At 33.6% G+C, this 18480-nt stretch carries 14 protein-coding genes and 2 pseudogenes; all 16 read left to right on the forward strand.

Going from position 1 to position 18480, the window contains the following annotated elements; translation table 11 throughout:
• Positions 1-87: 87 nt before the first annotated feature.
• The 16 genes and pseudogenes from truB (at position 88) to recA (ending at position 18222) form a co-directional block, all read left to right on the forward strand.
• Complete coding sequence (gene truB / locus KA894_RS11800) at positions 88-1005, forward strand: tRNA pseudouridine(55) synthase TruB (protein ID WP_119487903.1); 918 nt, start codon at positions 88-90, stop codon at positions 1003-1005.
• A 13-nt stretch (positions 1006-1018) separates the two neighbouring features.
• Entirely contained in the window at positions 1019-1990 is a 972-nt protein-coding gene (locus KA894_RS11805) for a bifunctional riboflavin kinase/FAD synthetase (protein ID WP_119487902.1), read from the forward strand.
• Between the two features lie 105 nt (positions 1991-2095).
• Complete coding sequence (gene rpsO / locus KA894_RS11810; protein ID WP_096810053.1) at positions 2096-2365, forward strand: 30S ribosomal protein S15; 270 nt, start codon at positions 2096-2098, stop codon at positions 2363-2365.
• Between the two features lie 154 nt (positions 2366-2519).
• On the forward strand, positions 2520-4619 hold the full coding sequence (gene pnp, locus KA894_RS11815; protein WP_096810052.1) for a polyribonucleotide nucleotidyltransferase: 2100 nt from the start codon (positions 2520-2522) through the stop codon (positions 4617-4619).
• 361 nt (positions 4620-4980) lie between these two features.
• The gene (gene rnjB / locus KA894_RS11820) at positions 4981-6654 is read left to right on the forward strand and encodes a ribonuclease J2 (protein ID WP_096810051.1); all 1674 of its coding nucleotides are present in this window, start codon (positions 4981-4983) and stop codon (positions 6652-6654) included.
• Positions 6655-7139: 485 nt separating this feature from the next.
• Positions 7140-8028 (forward strand): annotated as a pseudogene (locus tag KA894_RS14945) (cell envelope integrity TolA family protein); the annotation flags it as partial.
• A 104-nt stretch (positions 8029-8132) separates the two neighbouring features.
• Positions 8133-9587: pseudogene (locus tag KA894_RS14950) on the forward strand (DNA translocase FtsK); the annotation flags it as partial.
• A gap of 2 nt (positions 9588-9589) precedes the next feature.
• Entirely contained in the window at positions 9590-10303 is a 714-nt protein-coding gene (locus tag KA894_RS11830) for a GntR family transcriptional regulator (RefSeq protein WP_096810050.1), read from the forward strand.
• A gap of 10 nt (positions 10304-10313) precedes the next feature.
• Complete coding sequence (gene yfmF / locus KA894_RS11835) at positions 10314-11603, forward strand: EF-P 5-aminopentanol modification-associated protein YfmF (protein ID WP_096810048.1); 1290 nt, start codon at positions 10314-10316, stop codon at positions 11601-11603.
• The gene (gene yfmH / locus KA894_RS11840; protein ID WP_096810046.1) at positions 11603-12889 is read left to right on the forward strand and encodes an EF-P 5-aminopentanol modification-associated protein YfmH; all 1287 of its coding nucleotides are present in this window, start codon (positions 11603-11605) and stop codon (positions 12887-12889) included. Before yfmF ends, yfmH begins: the two co-directional genes overlap by 1 nt.
• Positions 12890-12892: 3 nt before the next feature.
• Complete coding sequence (ymfI, locus tag KA894_RS11845; protein WP_096810044.1) at positions 12893-13597, forward strand: elongation factor P 5-aminopentanone reductase; 705 nt, start codon at positions 12893-12895, stop codon at positions 13595-13597.
• Between the two features lie 141 nt (positions 13598-13738).
• The gene (locus KA894_RS11850) at positions 13739-14569 is read left to right on the forward strand and encodes a DUF3388 domain-containing protein (protein WP_096810042.1); all 831 of its coding nucleotides are present in this window, start codon (positions 13739-13741) and stop codon (positions 14567-14569) included.
• A 30-nt stretch (positions 14570-14599) separates the two neighbouring features.
• On the forward strand, positions 14600-14992 hold the full coding sequence (locus KA894_RS11855; RefSeq protein WP_096810040.1) for a helix-turn-helix domain-containing protein: 393 nt from the start codon (positions 14600-14602) through the stop codon (positions 14990-14992).
• 48 nt (positions 14993-15040) lie between these two features.
• The gene (gene pgsA, locus KA894_RS11860) at positions 15041-15619 is read left to right on the forward strand and encodes a CDP-diacylglycerol--glycerol-3-phosphate 3-phosphatidyltransferase (protein WP_096810038.1); all 579 of its coding nucleotides are present in this window, start codon (positions 15041-15043) and stop codon (positions 15617-15619) included.
• Positions 15620-15849: 230 nt separating this feature from the next.
• Positions 15850-16995, forward strand: coding sequence for a CinA family nicotinamide mononucleotide deamidase-related protein (locus tag KA894_RS11865; protein WP_119487848.1), 1146 nt, complete (start codon positions 15850-15852; stop codon positions 16993-16995).
• A 171-nt stretch (positions 16996-17166) separates the two neighbouring features.
• Positions 17167-18222, forward strand: coding sequence for a recombinase RecA (recA, locus tag KA894_RS11870; protein ID WP_096810034.1), 1056 nt, complete (start codon positions 17167-17169; stop codon positions 18220-18222).
• The last annotated feature ends 258 nt before the right edge of the window (positions 18223-18480 follow it).

Consider the following 18480-nt stretch of genomic DNA (forward strand, 5'->3'; position numbering starts at 1 on the left):
TTCAGCTTTTTTATGGCCATTTATTTGTTAATACGTGTTAATATAAATAAGGAATGATATAAAAGAACGTTTAAAGGTGGCGTAAGCATGTATAATGGTATATTGCCAGTTTACAAAGATCGTGGTTTAACAAGTCACGATATTGTATTTAAATTGAGAAAAATTTTGAAGACAAAAAAAGTAGGACATACTGGTACGTTAGATCCAGAAGTATCAGGCGTGTTGCCAATTTGTATAGGGTCAGCTACTAAGGTGAGTGACTACATTATGGAAATGGGCAAAAACTATGCTGCAACTGTCTATTTAGGGTACAGCACCACTACAGAAGACCAAACTGGTGACATTTTAGAAAAAGAGATAATCAAGGAAAATGCGGTGTCATCTGAACAAGTGGATTATACTTTAGATCAATTTAAAGGAATTATTACTCAAATTCCGCCCATGTATTCTTCAGTAAAAGTAAAGGGAAAAAAACTTTATGAATATGCAAGAAATAATGAAACAGTAGAAAGACCATCTAGAGAAGTTAAAATTTATAATATTCAACGGGTATCTGACTTACGTTTTACAAACCATGGTTGTCAATTTGATATCCACGTGGAATGTGGAAAGGGAACTTATATTAGAACGTTGGCAACAGATATAGGGAAAGCACTCGGCTTACCGGCGCACATGTCTCAATTAACTAGAACACAAAGTGGTGGTTTTGATATTAAGGATAGTTTGGCGGTCGACGACATCAAGTCACTACATGAGCATGAAACATTACAAGCATGCCTTTTTCCTATAGAATATGGATTGAAAGGTCTGAAAAGAATTGACATTTCAAATGAAAAACAAAAATTTCAGATTCTAAACGGTCAAAAATTTAATGTAAATGAATTTGAGCAACCAATTGATACGGTGGTTGTGATGTTTGACATGAAAGATAATAAGGCGTTAGCCATTTATACACCACATCCAGATAAACCATATGAAATTAAACCCAAGAAGGTATTTAACTAAAGGAGAAATACGCATGAAAGTAATTGAAGTAACTCATCCAATTCAAAAAGATCAATATATTTCAGAAGATGTTGCAATGGCTTTTGGCTTCTTTGATGGCATGCACAAAGGCCATGCAGAGGTATTTGATACTTTAGAAAAAAAAGCACAAGAATCGGATTTAAAAAAAGCAGTAATGACTTTTGATCCCCATCCGTCAGTGGTGTTAAATCCTAAACTTAAACGAACGGATTATTTAACACCTATTCAAGATAAAATAGAAATTTTAGAATCTTATGGTATTGATTATTGTATCGTCATTAATTTTTCTTCTAAATTTGCAAACGTCAGCGCAGAAGAGTTTATTCAAGACTATATTATTAATAATCATGTTAAAGAAGTGATAGCAGGATTTGATTTCACCTTTGGTAAATTTGGTAAAGGTAACATGCTCATATTAAGTGAAATGTCCGAATTTAATACAACTATCGTGAGTAAACAAGAAATTAAATCAGAAAAAATATCTACTACTGAAATTAGAAAAGCGCTGAAAAGCGGAGAATTACAAAAAGCAAATGATGAGTTAGGTTATCGCTATCTTATCAAAGGAACAGTTGTACAAGGTGAGAAACGCGGACGTACAATTGGTTTCCCAACTGCAAATGTACAACCCAGTGGAGATTACGTGTTACCTAAAAACGGCGTCTATGCCGTAAGTATGAAAATAGGCGCTGAAGAAATAATTTATCGTGGCGTCGCAAATGTTGGTGTGAAACCAACATTCCATGACCCTTCTAAGGCTCAAGTGGTCATAGAAGTTAACTTGTTTGATTTTCATGAAAATATTTATGGTGAGCGCGTCATTGTTTATTGGCATCATTATTTAAGACCAGAAGTTAAATTTGATGGTATTGACCCTTTAGTAGAACAAATGAATAAAGATAAAGAAAAGGCGAAATACTTACTTTCTGTTGATTTTGGCGACGAAATATCATATAATATTTAAGTCTAATGTGTTTCGCACATTGAAGGCACCTTTACCTTGGCAGTTCGAGACTCCGACGGTCTGCTCAGATAAAGGCGCATAAAAATAAAAAGGAGGAAATTGACTATGGCAATTTCACAAGAACGTAAAAATGAATTAATTAAAGCATATCGTACACACGAAGCGGACACTGGTTCTCCAGAAGTACAAATCGCTGTGTTAACTGCAGAAATTACTGCATTAAACACTCACTTACGTGAACATACGAAAGACCACCATTCACGTCGTGGACTATTAAAAATGGTAGGTCGTCGTAGACACTTATTAAACTACTTACGTAGCAAAGATATTCAACGTTACCGTGAATTAATTAAATCATTAGGTATTCGTCGTTAATCTTTAGACGTATATGAATGGGGAAAGAACCTTTGGGGTCTTTCCCTTTTTTATAATTTGATATTTGAAACTATATAATAAGTTATATACTAATATAAATAATGATTGATAAATGATATGATAGGACTAATAGATAAATGAGAGGAGATTCATAATGTCTCAAGAGAAAAAAGTTTTTAAAACTGAATGGGCAAATAGATCTTTAACGATTGAAACGGGACAGCTTGCAAAACAAGCAAACGGTGCGGTACTTGTTAGATATGGTGAAACAGTCGTGTTATCAACTGCTGTCGCCTCAAAAGAACCTCGTGATGGTGACTTTTTCCCATTAATGGTTAACTATGAAGAAAAAATGTATGCTGCAGGTAAAATACCAGGTGGCTTTAAAAAACGTGAAGGACGTCCAAGTGACGAAGCTACATTAACAGCACGTTTGATTGATAGACCAATCAGACCGCTTTTCCCAAAAGGTTATAGATATGACGTCCAAATTATGAATACAGTATTAAGCGCTGATCCAGATTGTTCTCCTGAGATGGCAGCGATGATAGGTTCATCAATGGCATTGAGTGTTTCTGATATTCCTTTCCAAGGGCCCATTGCAGGTGTGAATGTAGGTTACGTTGATGGCGAATACGTGATTAACCCTACAGTTGCACAAAAAGAAGTGTCTCGTCTTGACTTAGAGGTTGCAGGTCATAAAGATGCTGTAAATATGGTAGAAGCTGGTGCGAGTGAAATCACAGAAGATGAAATGCTTGAAGCTATCTTTTTTGGACATCAAGAAATTCAGCGTTTAGTTAGCTTCCAAGAAGAAATTATTGATCATATTCAACCAGAGAAAAAAGCGTTTGTTCCAGTTGAAAAAGACGAAACACTTGTTGAAAAAGTTAAGAATTTAACAACATCATATGGATTAAAAGATGCAGTGTTAACTTTTGATAAACAACAACGTGATATCAATTTAGATGCACTTAAGGAAAAAGTTGCAGCAGTATTCGTTGATGAAAATGATGACGAAAATGAAGATTTAATCAAAGAAGTTTATAGTATTTTAGATGACTTAGTTAAAGAAGAAGTTAGACGTCTAATAGCAGAAGAGAAAATTAGACCTGATGGTCGTAAAACGGACGAAATTCGGCCTTTAGAATCAGAAGTTGGTATTTTGCCAAGAACACATGGTTCTGGGTTGTTTACAAGAGGACAAACTCAAGCCCTTTCAGTATTAACTTTAGGTTCAATGAGTGAATACCAAATCCTAGATGGACTTGGTGAAGAAGAGCAAAAACGCTTTATGCATCACTACAATTTCCCTAATTACTCAGTTGGCGAGACAGGTCCAGTTCGTTCACCAGGTCGTCGTGAAATTGGACATGGTGCACTAGGAGAACGTGCGTTAAGCCATATTATTCCAGATGTTAAAGATTTTCCATATACAGTAAGAATTGTAAGTGAAGTATTAGAATCAAATGGTTCATCTTCTCAAGCTTCTATCTGTGGTTCAACATTAGCGTTAATGGATGCAGGTGTGCCAATTAAAGCACCAGTTGCTGGTATCGCTATGGGATTAGTTACACGAGACGATAGTTATACTATATTGACTGATATCCAAGGTATGGAAGATGCGCTTGGCGATATGGACTTTAAAGTAGCAGGTACATCTGAAGGTATTACTGCTATTCAAATGGATATTAAAATTGACGGGTTAACTAAAGAAATTATCAAAGAAGCGCTAGAGCAAGCTAGAGCAGGTCGCCTAGATATATTAGATCACATGCTTCAAACGATTGATACACCACGTAGCGAATTAAGTGCTTTCGCACCAAAAGTTGTAACAATGACAATCAAACCGGAAAAAATTAGAGATGTTATTGGACCTGGCGGTAAAAAAATCAATGAAATTATTGACGAAACTGGTGTTAAATTAGATATTGAACAAGACGGTACAATATTTATTGGTGCAGTTGATAAAGAAGCAATTGAAAAAGCGCGCAGTATCATTGAAGAAATTACGCGTGAAGCAGAAGTGGGAGAAGTATACGACGGCAAAGTAAAACGTATTGAAAAGTATGGTGCTTTCGTTGAACTATTCCCAGGTAAAGATGCGCTTGTACACATTTCTCAAATTGCGAATGAACGTATCAATAAAGTAGAAGATGTGTTGAAAGTAGGAGACACATTTAAAATTAAAGTTACAGAAATTGATAAACAAGGTAGAGTAAATGCCTCACATAAAGCATTGTTATCTAAATAGCATGTATGCGTAGAGACTAGTAAAATGATGAGAACTTCTTACAATAGAATTTTCGAGATTCTATTGTAAAAATGTTCCAATCAGAAAAACTGGTTTCTTTTTTTATTTCCCACTATTTATGAGTTACAGTTGTGTTTTTTATCAATGCAATTCCGTTTTAAATACTAAATCATTTACATAAAAACTGAATCCAATCTATCTAGCGTTATTGTGAGTTACTTTCCCAATCATAAAAGCGAATAACCTGTATCATTTATGATAAATAGGGTAGCTACTTTAATAGTGTACATAAGGCCTATTTTAACTTATAATAAACTATGAGTTTACATATGGACGGGTAATTTAAATAGGAGGTAACATTTTGAGTTTAATTAAGAAAAAAAATAAAAATATTCGCATTATCCCGCTCGGAGGAGTTGGAGAGATTGCGAAAAATATGTATATCGTTGAAGTAGACGACGAAATGTTTATGTTAGATGCAGGATTGATGTTCCCAGAAGATGAAATGCTGGGCGTCGATATTGTCATTCCTGATATTCAATACGTAATAGAAAACAAGGATAGATTAAAAGGCATTTTTCTTACGCACGGGCACGAGCATGCTATAGGGGCTGTAACTTATGTGCTTGAACAAGTTGACGCACCAGTTTATGGTTCTAAGTTAACAATCGCATTAATTAAAGAAAATATGAAAGCCCGTAACATTAATAAAAAAGTGAGATATTATACAGTTAATAATGAATCTATCATGCGTTTTAAAGGCGTGAATGTCACGTTCTTTAATACAACACACAGCATCCCAGATAGCCTAGGCATTTGTATACACACATCATATGGTGCAATTGTATACACAGGGGAATTTAAATTTGACCAAAGTTTACAAGGACATTATGCACCTGATTTGAAAAAAATGACGGAGATAGGTGAAGATGGCGTATTTGCTTTGATTAGTGACTCAACAGAAGCTGAGAAACCAGGCTATAATACACCAGAAAACGTGATTGAATCACATATGTATGATGCATTTACAAAAGTCAGAGGTAGATTAATTGTTTCATGTTATGCTTCTAACTTTATTCGTATTCAACAAGTTTTAAACATTGCACAAAGACTTAATAGAAAAGTATCATTCTTAGGACGTTCATTAGAAAGTTCATTTAATATTGCTAGAAAATTAGGTTATTTCGATATATCTAAAGATTTACTTATACCAATTAATGAAGTTGATAATTATCCTAAAAATGAAGTTATTATTATCGCTACCGGTATGCAAGGAGAACCAGTTGAAGCTTTAAGTCAAATGGCGCAAAAGAAACACAAAATCATGAATATAGAAGAGGGAGATTCCGTCTTCTTAGCAATTACTGCATCTGCTAACATGGAAGTTATTGTAGGTAATACATTAAATGAACTTGTCAGAGCAGGCGCAGAAATCATTCCAAATAGCAAGAAAATCCATACCTCTAGTCACGGGTGTATGGAAGAATTAAAAATGATGATAAATATCATGAAGCCAGAGTACTTCATCCCAGTAAATGGAGAATTTAAAATGCAAATTGCGCATGCTAAGTTGGCTAATGAAGCAGGTGTGCAACCTGAAAAAATATTCCTAGTTGAAAAAGGCGATGTCGTTAATTATGATGGGGAAGAAATGATTTTAAATGAAAAAGTAAACTCTGGGAATGTGCTTATTGATGGTATTGGCGTAGGTGATGTAGGTAATATTGTATTACGCGATCGTCATTTACTTGCAGAAGATGGCATCTTTATTGCAGTTGTAACTTTAGATCCAAAAAATCGTCGAATAGCTGCTGGGCCTGAAATTCAGTCGCGAGGCTTTGTCTACGTTAGAGAAAGTGAAGCTTTATTAAGTGAAGCAGAAGAGAAAGTGCGTGAAATTGTTGAATTGGGCCTACAAGAAAAACGAATTGAATGGTCAGAAATCAAACAAAGTATGCGTGACCAAATCAGCAAGTTGCTTTTTGAAAATACAAAACGCCGTCCAATGATTATCCCAGTAATATCTGAAATTTAATAATTTCTATTCTAAAACAAAGAGGTTTAGACAAACGCTTAAGGAAAAATATTTAAAAGTAGATTATATGTATGTTATATCTAGATATAATGTACATACAACCTTTAAATAGACTTAGAGCGAATAATGTCTTACCTCTTTTATGTTATTATAAGTATGTAATGAAATGAGAGAACAGTAATCATATGTTTCTAAAAATGACTGCGTGATTTCGTTCCAATAAAAATAGCTAAAGCGAAAATGTAGGGGCGTTAAATACTTTAAAATCCCAGGATACATGTATTTTAGTTTATTAATCTGTCTATGAAGTTTAATAGTTTTTATGCAAAAGTTCCCGATTTTGTGTGCGCTTTCCTTGGATATTACTACCAGAGGGACAAATCAATTTTATTGAAAATGAGTTTGCTGTCTGGTTTCTATGATTACAATACATAAAATGATTTAATTATAAACAAATATAAATTAGATTTGAAAAGAAGGTGTGAATGTTGGCACAAACCAAAAAGAGATCAACAGCAAAGAAAAAAACATCGAATACTAGAAAAAAATCAACAAACAATAAAAAGAAACAGGGCGAAAGTCCTTTAAGATATATTATAGCAATTGTAGTTTTTATCGCTATCATTCTTGGTATTTTCCAATTAGGTATTATAGGTACAATGATAGATAGTTTCTTTAATTATTTGTTTGGTACAAGTAGATATCTGACATATATATTAATATTAATTGCTACAGTATTTATCACTTACTACAAGGCGTTGCCCAAAACGCGTCGGACAACAGGTGCATTTGTTTTGCAAATAGCCTTATTACTTGTTACGCAAGTAGTGTATTATTTTAGCCATAAAGCGCAATCACTTAGAGAGCCAGTTTTGTCTTATGTTTATAATGCTTATAAACAAACTATATTTCCTAATTTTGGCGGGGGCTTACTAGGACATTATTTATTAACGTTGCTTGTACCATTGATTTCTATTGTTGGAGTTATGATAGTTACTTTATTATTAATGGTTTCTAGTTTTATTTTATTAACAAAAAATAGACATAGGGACGTATCTAAAGTGGCATTTGAAAAAATGAAAGTTAAAAGTCAAGATGCTTCTGAACAGCTTAAAGAGCGCCGTAAAGAAAATAAAATTAAAAAAGATGCTAAAGCACGTATTAAAGCTGAGAAAAAAGCAGAAAAACAAGCTGAGCAAGAAAAACAGATGCAAGCACAAAATACTGTGAAAGATGTGAGTGATTTACCTGAAATCAGTAATGCTACGTCTGAACAACAAGTCATTCCGATATATGGGCATAGTGATAATGAAAATGAGTCTACACAACAAGACCAAGCACAAAAAAATAAGAGCATAAAGCGTGTGTACGACCAAGATAATCACGTGGCTCAAAAGCCTATTGATCATCAAAGTCAAAGCGTAACCAAGCCATCATCAATTGAATCAGATCAAGAAGAATCACAGCTTGACGAAGACGCTTCAAACTCTATATCTGAAGCAGGGGAAGTTGAAAATGAAGCCTATAAGATTCCACCATTAACTTTGTTAAAACAACCAGCTAAACAAAAAACAACATCTAAAGCAGAAGTACAAAAGAAAGGTCAACTGCTAGAGAATACTTTGAAAAACTTTGGTGTAGATGCTAAAGTCACACAAATCAAAATAGGTCCTGCAGTTACGCAATACGAAATACAACCTGCACAGGGGGTTAAAGTGAGTAAAATTGTCAATTTGCACAGCGATATTGCTTTGGCTTTAGCTGCCAAAGATATACGTATAGAAGCTCCAATTCCAGGTCGTTCTGCGGTAGGGATTGAAGTTCCAAATGATAAGATATCGCTTGTCTCACTTAAAGAAGTTTTAGATGAAAAATTCCCTGCTTCTAATAAATTAGAGGTGGGGTTAGGTAGAGATATTTCAGGAGATCCTATTACAGTTGAGCTAAATAAAATGCCCCATTTACTTGTAGCAGGTTCTACAGGAAGCGGGAAATCCGTTTGTATTAATGGTATCATCACAAGCATTCTGTTGAATGCTAAACCACACGAGGTTAAACTGATGTTAATTGATCCAAAAATGGTGGAATTAAACATATATAATGGCATTCCTCACTTACTCATACCGGTTGTGACTAACCCTCATAAAGCTTCACAAGCTTTAGAAAAAATAGTAGCAGAAATGGAAAGACGGTATGATTTATTTCAGCATTCTTCTACAAGAAATATTGAAGGTTATAACGAAGCGATTAGAAAACAAAATGAAGAATTAGATGAAAAACAATCTGAACTACCTTATATTGTAGTCATAGTAGATGAATTAGCTGATTTGATGATGGTTGCAGGTAAAGAAGTGGAAAATGCAATACAACGTATTACTCAAATGGCACGTGCTGCAGGAATTCATTTGATTATTGCAACACAACGCCCGTCGGTAGATGTGATTACCGGTCTGATCAAAAATAACATACCATCGAGAATCGCATTTGCTGTAAGTTCTCAAACGGATTCCAGAACAATTATTGATAGTGGCGGTGCAGATAAATTACTTGGTAAAGGTGATATGTTATATGTGGCTAATGGCGGTTCGACAAGAACACGTGTCCAAGGCGCATTTTTAAGTGACCAAGAAGTTCAAGATATCGTGAATTATGTCGTAGAGCAGCAAAAAGCAAATTATGTGAAAGAAATGGAGCCAGATGCGCCAGTTGAAAAGTCTGAAATGAAGAGTGAAGATGCACTGTACGATGAAGCATATTTATTTGTAATCGAACAACAAAAAGCAAGTACATCGTTACTACAAAGACAATTTAGAATAGGTTACAATCGTGCTTCAAGATTGATGGATGATTTAGAACATAATCAAATTATTGGACCACAAAAAGGGAGTAAACCTAGACAAATACTTGTGGATTTAGATAGTGATGAGGTGTAAATATGGAATTAACTTCTGTTTATAAAGTAAAAGAATGGATGATTCAAGAAATAAATTCTGGCGCATTAAAACCAGGTGATCATTTGCCGAGCAACCTATATATAGCAAGAAAGTTAAATGTGAAAACAGACGATGTATATGACGCAGTCGACGAACTTATTACCGAACAAGTATTATCAAATAATTTAGAAGAAGGGGCTAGTGTTAAACCGCTACACCCATTCTTCTACCCATTAGATGAGTTAGTAAGTATTAGCAAGATGATTGAAAATCAAGGATATCGTGCTAGTACAGAATATCTTAATTTAGACGAAAAGCCAGCTACATCTTTAGATGCAAAAAGGTTAAATGTACCTGACAAAGCACAAGTCACAATCATTGAACGCGTTAGAATGGCTGACCGAATGCCAGTTGTTTATTGTTTAGATAAACTGCCTGCGACAGATTTAACATGTGCGCAATATCAAAATAGTGATGAATCTTTATTAAATGCAATTGAATTTTACGCTTCTAAAAAAGTAGCATATGCGGAAACAGAAATTGAAGCTATTAGTTATGAACCACATATTTCAGATGTTTTAGACGCCTCACCACATGAGGGACTTATGCTCTTGAAATTAATTCACTACGATATGGATGATCAACCAATACTTTATTCTTTTAATTATTTCAAAAGTAGTTTAGTAAAGTTTAAAACGGTTAGAAATAGTATATAATAATAAAATTATGAAAGCGGGGTATGAGAATTTGAACATAAATCAAAAGCAAAACGATTTGCATATTAAAGTACTACCAACTACTAAATTCAAAACAACGACGATTACATTGAAATTTATGGCGCCATTAGATAGCAAAACAATGACAGCACGCTCTATACTAAGTAAGTTATTAGTGCGTGCTACCCAACAATGGCCAACAGATAAGGCTTTTAATCGTCACCTCTCAGAATTATATGGCGCATATGTTAATAGCTTTGTCTCAAAATTCAAAGATAAACATGTAATCACTATTACATTAGAGTTAGTCAACGAGCGTTATCTTTCAGATCAAACGCCATTATTTGAAAAGGGATTAAATTTGTTAAAAGAAATTGTTTGGAATCCGTTAATTTCTAACCAAAGTTTTGATAATAATTTTGTTGCTCAAGAAAAAGCGTTGCTAACTAAAAAATTAGAAGCAATGATAGATAATAAGTCTCAAATATCTTTTTTAAATCTTTTAAAGCTTATGTTTAACGAGCAACCTTATCGCCATCTTGCATCAGGGCAAGTAGAATACATAGCAGATATAACACCTGAAACTTTATACGATACATACCAATCTATGTTACTTAATGATTATTGTGCTGTTTATGTTGTTGGTAACGTAGAAGAACAAAAAGTAAAATCACAAATTAAATCTTATTTCGATATCAAACCTTTCCAATTCAAATTATCACATGCGACGCCTGTGCCACAAAGGGATAAAGTGCCGCAAGAAATTGTTGAGACAGATGAAGTAGACCAAGCTAAATTAAATATGGGGTTTAAACTACCAGTACAATTTGGCGACAGACAGTATTTTGCTAGTGTTGTGTTTAATACAATGTTTGGCGGCGACCCATCTTCCGTATTATTTAATGAAGTACGTGAAAAGCAAAGTTTAGCTTATTCTATACATTCACAAATTGACGCAAAAAACGGGTTTATGTTTGTACTTAGTGGCGTTTCTATTGATAAATACGAGGTGGCTAAAGACACAATTATTGCTGAATTTGAAAAATTTCAACGAGGGCAATTTAACGAAGAGAAACTTGAACTTGCTAAAAAGGTCATTGTGTCACAACGTCAAGAATCGTACGACAGACCTAAACGTATGATTGAAATATTGAATAATAATATTTTACTAGAAAATGATTTGTCAGAATCAGATTATATTAAACGTATTCAAAATGTTACTAAAGCAGAAATTATAGATTTAACAAAACATATAGAGTTAAATACAATCTATGTGTTAACGAAAGGAGGTAATGATTAATGCAAAGTACATATTATGAACAAATCGATGAAACAGTCTACGAAGCTGAGTTAAATAATGGCTTGAAAATGTTTATTATACCTAAAAAAGATTTCCAGAAAACATTTGTTACTTATACCACCCAATTTGGGTCGTTAGATCGCAAATTTAAGCCACATGAAAGCGATGATTATGTTACAGTCCCAGATGGTGTGGCGCACTTCTTAGAACATAAATTATTTGAAAATGAAGAAGAAGACTTGTTTACAGCTTTTGCCGAAGACAATGCCCAAGTGAATGCTTTTACTAGTTTTGACCGCACAAGTTACTTATTTAGCGCGACAGATCATATTGAAAGTAATATTAAACGTTTACTAACAATGGTTGAAACCCCATACTTTACAAAAGACACAGTAGACAAAGAAAAAGGTATTATTGCTGAAGAAATTAAAATGTATCAAGAACAACCTGGTTATAAACTAATGTTTAATACTTTAAAAGCAATGTATGATTCACATCCGATTAGAACTGATATTGCTGGCAGTGTAGAAAGCATTTACGAGATAACTAAAGAAGATTTGTATTTATGTTATGAAACATTTTATCATCCTTCTAATATGGTTTTATTTGTGGTAGGTGATGTTGATGTGGAACATATTTATAATGTTGTTGTAGATCACGAAGCGCAGAGAGATAAAATAAATCAGCCTCAAATAGTAAGGGATCCTTTAATAGAACAAGATAATGTGAATGAAACAGCAGTATCTGAAACGATGAAATTGCAATCACCTAGAATCATGCTTGGTTTTAAAAACAAGCCGTTATTGGATGTGCCTGACGAACTGTTTGTTAAAAAAGATTTAGAAATGAGCTTATTCTTTGAAATGCTCTTTGGTGAAGAAACTGATTTTTATCAATCTTTACTTAATGACGAATTGATTGACGAAACATTCGGTTATCAATTCTTACTAGAACCCACATACAGTTTTTCGTTAATCACCAGCGCAACCCAATATCCTGATAAATTAAAAGCATTATTATTGCATGAATTAGAAGAGAAACAAGGCAAATTAACAGATGAAGAAGCATTTAATTTATTGAAAAAGCAGTTTATTGGTGAGTTTATATCCGGTTTGAATTCTCCTGAATATATTGCTAATCAATATACTAAACTTTATTTTGAAGGCGTTAGTTTATTTGACTTATTAGATATCGTCGAAAGTATTACATTAGAAAGCGTAAATGAAACTTCTAAATTATGCTTAAATTTATCTCAAGTTGTAGATAGTCGTTTGGAGATGAAATAAATAATGAAAGCATTAGTCATAGGTGGGTCCGGATCGATAGGGTCTGCGATTGTTAATCGTTTATTAGAGGATGGTTATGAGGTTATTGTGCATTATAACGCTGCAAATATTGAACAACTGAAATTCCAATTTGAATATAGCCCAGTACAATTTGTACAATGTGATTTACGTCAAGTAGTTAACTTTGACAGCTATTTCAATTTTATTAAAAACTTAGATTGTCTTATATATGCAAGTGGGACTGCGCTTTACGGCCAATTACAAGAGATGACAGATACAATGATTGACGAACATTATCAAATACACGTTCGACAATTTATTAGGATTTGTAGATACTTTATAGATCAATTAAGACAAAGTCACAATGGTAGAATTATAGTTATTTCCTCCATATGGGGAGAGACAGGTGCAAGCATGGAAACAATATATTCAGCGATGAAAGCGGCTCAAATCGGTTTTGTAAAAGCGTTAAGCCAAGAGTTATCGATGACTTCAATAACTGTGAATGCGGTTGCGCCTGGTTTTGTAAGTGGTAATATGCTTAAAGTTTGGGGAGAAGACGAACTTGAAACGTTAACTCAAGATTTACCTCAACAAAGATTTATCCAACCTGAAGAGGTAGCACATACATGTAGTTACCTTTGTAATCCATTAGCTAAAAGCGTTACTGGCACTGTACAAAAAGTGAATGGTGCTTGGTATTTATAAATTTAAATATAATAGAAAAAATAAACCACCTATGAAACATTCAATGATATAATATTAATATCATACATTAAATGTAATAAACTTGATTGATATTAATTTAAACCAATCGCTGTTATTTATAAACTAAGGGGTGCGTATTCCATGACAGTTGCTACAAAAAAAGAATGGTATCTAGAATATGAAATAACAATGAACAGAGCTGGTTTATTAGGTGATGTTTCTAGTTTGCTAGGTATGATGGGTATCAGTATTGTTACGATTAATGGCATAGATGAAGGCCGTAGAGGTTTATTAATTAAATCTGATAATCTGGAAAAGGTTAGCAGGTTTGAAAATATTGTTACTGAAATTGATGATATCTCTATTACTAAATTACGTAAGCCTGAATTGAGAGACCGTTTAGCAGTACGACATGGTAGATACATAGAACAAGATGCTGATGATAAAAAAACGTTTCGTTTTGAAAGAGAAGATTTAGGTTTATTAGTAGATTTTATGGCAGAACTATTTAAGGAAAAGGGGCATAAATTAATAGGTATAAGAGGTATGCCTAGAGTTGGTAAAACAGAATCCATTGTTGCAGGTAGTGTTTGTGCGCACAAACGTTGGCTGTTTATTAGTTCCACTTTAATTAAACAAACAGTACGTAGCTCGTTGATAAAAGGGGAATATGACTCTGATCATGTATATATCATTGATGGTGCAGTCACAGGAAGAGAATCTAACCAAAAACATCAAGAGTTAGTTAAAGAAGTGATGAGTTTACCGGCAATTAAAGTAGTAGAACACCCGGATTTATTTGTAGAAACTAGTGATTATGAAATGAGCGATTTTGATTATATTATTGAATTAAGAGAAAACAAAAATCAAGAAATCCATTATGAAGAAATGAAAAAACAAACTGTAAAAAGTAAAAACAACCTTGATTTCGGAGATGATGTTTTTGGCGGTGGTTTTGGATTTTTTGAATAGTGATGGATAATACTGAGGAGGACTAACATCGTGAGTTTAGTTGGTCAAACTTTAAAAGGGCGTCGTGAAAGACTAGGTATGACGTTAACTGAATTAGAAAATCGAACAGAAATAAAGCGTCAAACATTAACATTAATTGAAAATAATGATTTTGATTCACTTAAAAATGCAGATTATGCTGAAGGATTCATACGAAAATATGCAAAAGCTGTGAATATTGATTCAGAACAGCTTATTCATGCACACAGAGATGAAATTCCCAATCATGACAATAATTTAAAACAAACGATGGAAGCTTTTTCTTCTGGTAATCAGCCGACGTATCGTAGTAAAAATAAAGAACCCTTACAATTAGCAGTTATTATAAGTCTTGTTATTATTATTACTGCGATACTATGGATATTAGCAGTATTATTTTTGTAAAAACAGCAGCGCAGTATTAAGTTATATATAGAAATGAGGACACTACATATGAATATACCGAATTGGATAACTGTTTTTAGAGTTATATTAATTCCAGTATTTCTATTATTTGCGTTATTAGATTTTGGTTTTGGTAACGTGACATTTGTTGGCGGATATGAAATAAGAATTGAATTGTTAATTAGTGGTATTATCTTTATCATTGCGTCATTAAGTGACTTTGCAGACGGTTATTTAGCAAGAAAGTGGCAGCTTGTTACAAATATGGGAAAATTTTTAGACCCCTTAGCAGATAAGTTATTAGTCTCAAGCGCACTTATTGCGCTTGTAGAAATAGGCTTAACAAATTCATGGGTAGCTATTATCATTATTGCCCGCGAATTTGCAGTAACAGGTTTACGATTGTTACAAATTGAACAAGGATTTGTAAGTGCAGCTGGGCAATTAGGTAAAATAAAAACAGCTGTTACAATGGTAGCGCTTGTTTGGATTTTGCTAGGTGATCCACTAGCCACTTGGATTGGCTTCCCTATAGGACAAGTGCTGTTATACATTGGTGTGCTCTTCACTATCCTTTCTGGGATTGAATATTTTTATAAAGGTAGAGATGTATTTAAAGCCAAATAAAGTAATTTAAATTGTAAAATGAATTTTAACTGGAAAGTGTATTTATCAACACATTTCCAGTTTTTTGATGCTGAAAATGCTTGTTATTCTAAAAATATAAACAAAAGCGAAAGCATTGATGTATATAAAAACGAAATCTTAGGTTTTGAACTAATTTAGATTTATAATTAATATAAAGGGTTAAAAAGCGTATTGAAGAAAAGGTTACTTGCTATCGAGGAGGCAAAATTGTGAACATATCAATTATAGCAGTTGGGTCTGAACTATTACTCGGCCAAATTGCAAATACAAATGGCCAGTATTTATCAAAACAATTAAACGATATCGGTCATAATGTCGTCGAACACACCGTGGTTGGGGATAATCCAGAAAGATTAAAAAAGGCTGTGCAAGCAGCTTTAAATCAATATGATGCTGTTATTCTTACGGGAGGGTTAGGCCCAACAAAAGATGATTTAACAAAACATACTGTGGCTGAAATATTAGATAGAAAGTTAATTACTGATGCAAAATCACTTGAATATATAGAACAATATTTCCAAGAACAAAATATTGAAATGACGCCTAACAATAAACAACAAGCATTAGTGATAGATGGAGCTCAAGTGCTAGATAATAAAGTGGGTATGGCGCCAGGGATGCTTATTGAACAAAATGATAAACGCATCGCTTTATTACCTGGCCCACCTAAAGAAATGCAACCGATGGCTAAAAATGAATTACTACCTCACTTCTTAAACGGAGAAAGTACTATTTTCTCAGAGTTATTACGTTTTGCAGGTATAGGTGAATCTAAAGTTGAAACCATATTAATCGATTTAATTGATAAACAAACTAATCCGACAATTGCGCCATTAGCAGGAACACATGAGGTGAATATTCGATTAACAGCGAACGGTGATACAAAACAAGCATGTGAGAAACGCATCGCTCCAGTCAAACAAGAAATATTGTCACGTATCGGTAAATATTATTATGGCTCAGATGATATTACATTAGAAGCATCATTTATGGATAATATGACGCAATCGTTTGCCATATACGATGGAGTGACAGATGGGATATTGTATTCTAGAATGAAGGATTATGATGAATCTAACAAACTAGTAGGTATGTTGCCGCATCACGAACAGTTTGTTAATACTACTGAAGATATTGGGCATCAACTTTCAATTACAGCGGGGATAGTCAAATCATTGTATGATGTTGAAACAGGCATTTCAGTTATCCAAAAAAATGGCACAGTATATTTAGGTATTTTAGAAAAAGAGCATATTGCGATTGAGTCGTTTAAAATGCCTCAAAAAAGGAATTTAATTAAAAATAGGACTCAAAATCATGTGTTAATAAGATTATTGAATTATTTTAAACAATAAAATGTGAAAATGAAAACTTTGAATTTTAGTACGTATGTTCTCTATTTAAGAGAATGCGTACTATAATAAGCGAACAAATATTCGCAAAATACTTGCAGAAAGATTAAAATCAATGTATAGTATGGTTAAGATATTTTACAGAGATAAATCTCATTTAGGAGGTCCAGCGTTTTGGATAATGATCGTCAAAAAGCTTTAGATACAGTAATTAAAAATATGGAAAAATCATTTGGTAAAGGTGCAGTAATGAAACTTGGTGATAACGAAGCACGTAAAGTTTCAAGTGTATCAAGTGGTTCAGTAACTCTAGATAATGCGCTCGGCGTGGGCGGCTACCCTAAAGGTAGAATAATTGAAATTTACGGTCCAGAAAGTTCTGGTAAAACTACTGTAGCTTTACACGCAATCGCCGAAGTACAAAAAAATGGTGGTATTGCAGCATTTATTGATGCGGAACACGCGTTAGACCCAGTTTATGCAGAAGCATTAGGTGTCGACATAAAAAACTTATATTTATCTCAACCAGATCACGGTGAACAAGGTTTAGAAATTGCAGAAGCATTTGTTAGAAGTGGCGCAGTAGATATTGTGGTTGTTGACTCCGTAGCAGCTTTAACACCAAAAGCCGAAATTGAAGGTGAAATGGGAGATACGCATGTTGGTTTGCAAGCACGTTTAATGTCACAAGCGCTTCGTAAATTATCCGGTGCCATCTCTAAATCAAATACAACAGCCGTATTTATCAATCAAATCCGTGAAAAAGTCGGTGTTATGTTTGGTAATCCAGAAACGACGCCAGGCGGACGTGCATTGAAATTCTATAGTTCAGTGCGTTTAGAAGTACGTCGTGCTGAACAACTAAAACAAGGGCAAGAAATTGTTGGTAATAGAACAAAAATTAAAGTAGTTAAAAATAAAGTCGCACCCCCATTTAGAGTGGCAGAAGTAGACATGATGTACGGTAAAGGTATCTCTAAAGAAGGAGAGCTAATCGATCTTGGCGTTGAAAATGAAATTGTGAATAAATCTGGCGCTTGGTACTCATATAATGGTGAACGTATGGGACAAGGTAAAGAAAATGTTAAACTTTATTTAAAAGAAAATCCTAAAATCAAAGAGGAAATTGATCAAAAATTACGCGAAACATTAGGTATTTTTGATGGAGATGTAGAAGAAAAAGAGCAAGAAGAAACACAAGGTACTCTGCTTGATGAAAAAGAAGAGTAAATTATATTTAAAATTTTAAATATAATAAATTTTCTTGATAAAATAAGCGTGTATATTTAAATATACGCTTATTTTTTATGATTATATATAGCTTTGAAAAAAATTAAATAAAAAAATTTACGATATAAAAACGAGATGAAATAAGTAACAGCAATAACTAAAACAAGTTTAGTGTTTAGGGACTTATTCAAATATTGAATTAATGTAGTTGCACACCTTGACACTTCTTAGTTTAAGACCGTACAATTACATTGTATG

Origin of the sequence: Staphylococcus sp. GDY8P131P (assembly GCF_017891975.1) — a bacterium.
Classification (GTDB): domain Bacteria; phylum Bacillota; class Bacilli; order Staphylococcales; family Staphylococcaceae; genus Staphylococcus; species Staphylococcus nepalensis.